The following is a 2,986-nucleotide window of genomic DNA, read 5'->3' as shown; positions in this document are numbered from 1 at the left end:
GCGATACCGGATTAGCGGCGAAGAGTAGTTGAACGATTCGGTCAACTGCCAGTGAGTGATCAGTGGGTAACAGATGCGTGGCGCGGTTCGTCGGACCGGAAACCAGAACTCTCCCAACGGACCGCCCATTGGCGGGCGTGGAAAGCTTCCGTCATCTACGGTAGGGAGGATGTCACTTCGATTCGCTTTCGGAATTGGAAAGTGGGTATAAGTGTCTCTGCCGAGGAATTGAGGTTGCCCGGTGCGAGCACACCGGGCGAATGGAATGCTGATGTCCGCGATCGCGCTGATCGTGGTATCGACCGGAGCACTGATTGGGGTGCTCCGAACGGTCGATAGTTCGACTCCGCTCGCCCTAAAGGTTTCCCTGCCGGGCATGTTCATCGAACTATCAATCGGCGACGGTTCTGAGTGAGACCGTCGGGCCCCGTTTTGGGGCTTCGAAGCGAGCGACAACCGACCATCGATAAGTTGGGGCTATACGGTAGCGTGAGGGAGTCGGCCAGCCATCGGTCAGCCGTTGAGTCCCACCACGCCGGCTTCCATTACGGCTAAAGCCGTGGGTTTCTGCCTTGGAATTCGTATGACACTCTCTAAAATACCGACATTCTCGAAGAAGATTATCTTGAGCACTGATCTCGAAAAGTAGCAGCCGGATCAACCTCCTCGTCAACTATCCAGTACAACCGGTCTCGAGTCGGCCCATCATAATCGATGAGATCGTAGGCCTGAAGCTTCGGGAGCTTCCCGCGACGGGCCCGTTTCCCGAGTGGCTGCACCGGCGAGCCGGCGTAAACCTCGTCGGCGACCGCGTCGTAGCGGTCATGTAGCTCTTCGCCCGTAATCTCGCCAGCCTCATAGATGATCGCGTACAGCACCTGATGGTGGTATGGCAGCGACTGCAGGTTCAGCCGCCGAATCCGGCGCTTCGCTCGTTCGTAAGAATCGGCGACGTCACGATCGCGGATCCGACGGTGACCCCGTTTGTGAGCCAACTCTGCCGCCGCCCGGAGTGACTGGATCCCCTCGCGAGCGACACCGGCGACCTCGTCGGCGATCGCCTCGAGCTGTCCTCGCGTCACGACCTCTCCGTGTAGTCCCTGCCGTGCGCGCCGCTCGAGAATATCCGCAAGCTCGTCGACACCGTAGCGCTCAAGCTCGAGATGACCCTGGTCGAGCCGGTGGCCATCGGTGACATCTAGGCGTGAAAGCCAGTCGGTCCCGTTGTGGACGATCGCGACGACGGTCACGTTCTCGATCGCGAGCAGCTCACCGATCGCATTCGTCTGCGGGAGGTCATCACCTTCGTCCAGAACAACGATCGTCTCTCCGTTGATTGCCTTGCGGATCTTCCGACAGGCGTCAGTCGTCGGAAGCGTCCGCGAAACATTGTCTGATCCTCGCGGGAGTTCTTCAAGAACGCTTCGAAGTACGCCACCGGTCGTCTTTCCCAGTGAATCGACGAACACTCGTGTAATCTCGGTCTGGATCTTGAGGTGGTTAACCGCGTTGCGAGCGAGCAGTGTCTTCCCAACACCGCTAGGACCAGAGATCAATACATCCGATGCTCGTGGATGTGTCGTAGTAAAGCGGCGGAGCAACTGCTCGGTTTCGGTCTCCCGATGTAATGGGTCCGGCGGGAGAAAGGAATTGTCAAAGACCCGTGTATCAGATATCATACCAGTTCAATCTGTATAATAGTATAAAAAGGCTACTTGGAATTCCGAATGTGTGCTGCGAGAAGAAGGCCGCTAGTCAAAGTTACCGGCGTTCGGGAGAACGTCGCCTTCGCCGAGTCTATTGAGCGCGAAGAGATATAGCGCCCTCAGTCCTCATATTGGCTCCTCTCGAAGAGTCAGTGTTTGAGAAACCCTTGGTTTGCCTCGATCACGAAATATACCTCCGGAATGAGCGTCTATATTAAATATAGTATTTCTTACTATTAGCAATACTGATCTTCATATTAGGTTTTTCTATGATTGTACTGTAGCAGACCAGTTTCAGACTGCTAGCTGCGTCTGCTAGTGTCTCACCGAGAACATTGAGGCCGATATCCACGCCTAGAGGTCCATGGAGATATCTCCAAGGAGGTCCGATACGACGGCTTCCCGTCTCTTATCGTCGGGATAGCTCCTCGGAGCACAAGCCTGGCCTTGGTTCATCGGTAAATTACGCTTCAACACCAGTTAGCTGGGGATGATTTGTGAGGAACTGGGTCTTGTTTAGCCATTGGTTTACAGACCAATAGCATGAAATTATTGGTTACATGACCAATAATACCCATTTGTGGCTACTTCCTTCGTCAAAATTCCTTACTCTGGTCCCTAATCAACGGATTTCCTGCTCGCTCTTACGCAAAACTACGGAAACGAGAGAGGGCGAAGCAATCGATGAGTGCGAAGAGCGACGCGCCGATGTTATTCAATGGCCAGACGCAGCCAAAGGTGTGAGCGGCCTGTTCCAAGCCGTGCTTGGACAGGCCGCGGAACTTCCGCAGCCACGGATGCAAGAGTGACCAGAGACACTCAACCTGGTTAATATGGATGCCGTCCGGCGAAATGTACTGCTGTTTGTGGATGACCGTCCGGTGATCGTATTCCATCCACCGATATGCCTGCAGTCCATCGGTCCAGACCTCTGTAATCACCGGCTCAAGATCTCCCTCGTAGCGGATACCTTTCTTTGCACGAATGACAGTGAGCTCGTCGCGGCAGGCCGCAACAAGCGTCAATTGGTCGCCGTGACGTCCCTGCCATCGTGTTCGCCCACTCCGAGACGACCCTCCGCGAGCCCGTCCGGGCCGCGGCGGGTCTTGACCTTTGTATCCCGAGCACACTTTTCCACTCTCATCGACCTATAACGGGCCGCTGTATGGCTGTTTGAGGCGGTTCCAGACAACCGGGAAGCCGCGCTCAAGCGCGGCTTCCAGGTCACGGATAGCGGTGTGAATCGTGTTGTACGCTCGATCGAGCACAATCGCGATTTG

General features: G+C 55.5%; 1 protein-coding gene and 1 pseudogene. Both read right to left on the bottom strand.

The window, feature by feature from the left end:
• Positions 1 to 620: 620 nt before the first annotated feature.
• Positions 621 to 1,679 carry a Cdc6/Cdc18 family protein gene (locus GWG54_RS20385; protein ID WP_167939459.1) on the bottom strand — a complete coding sequence of 353 codons (1,059 nt, stop codon included), beginning with the start codon at positions 1,677 to 1,679 and terminating at the stop codon, positions 621 to 623.
• Between the two features lie 671 nt (positions 1,680 to 2,350).
• Positions 2,351 to 2,986, bottom strand: a pseudogene (locus GWG54_RS20380) (IS1595 family transposase); the annotation flags it as partial.

It is taken from the genome of Natronococcus sp. JC468 (assembly GCF_012163165.1).
GTDB lineage: Archaea > Halobacteriota > Halobacteria > Halobacteriales > Natrialbaceae > Natronococcus > Natronococcus jeotgali.
Note: the sequence above shows the minus strand (reverse complement) of the source record. Positions and strands in the feature narration are given on the sequence as shown.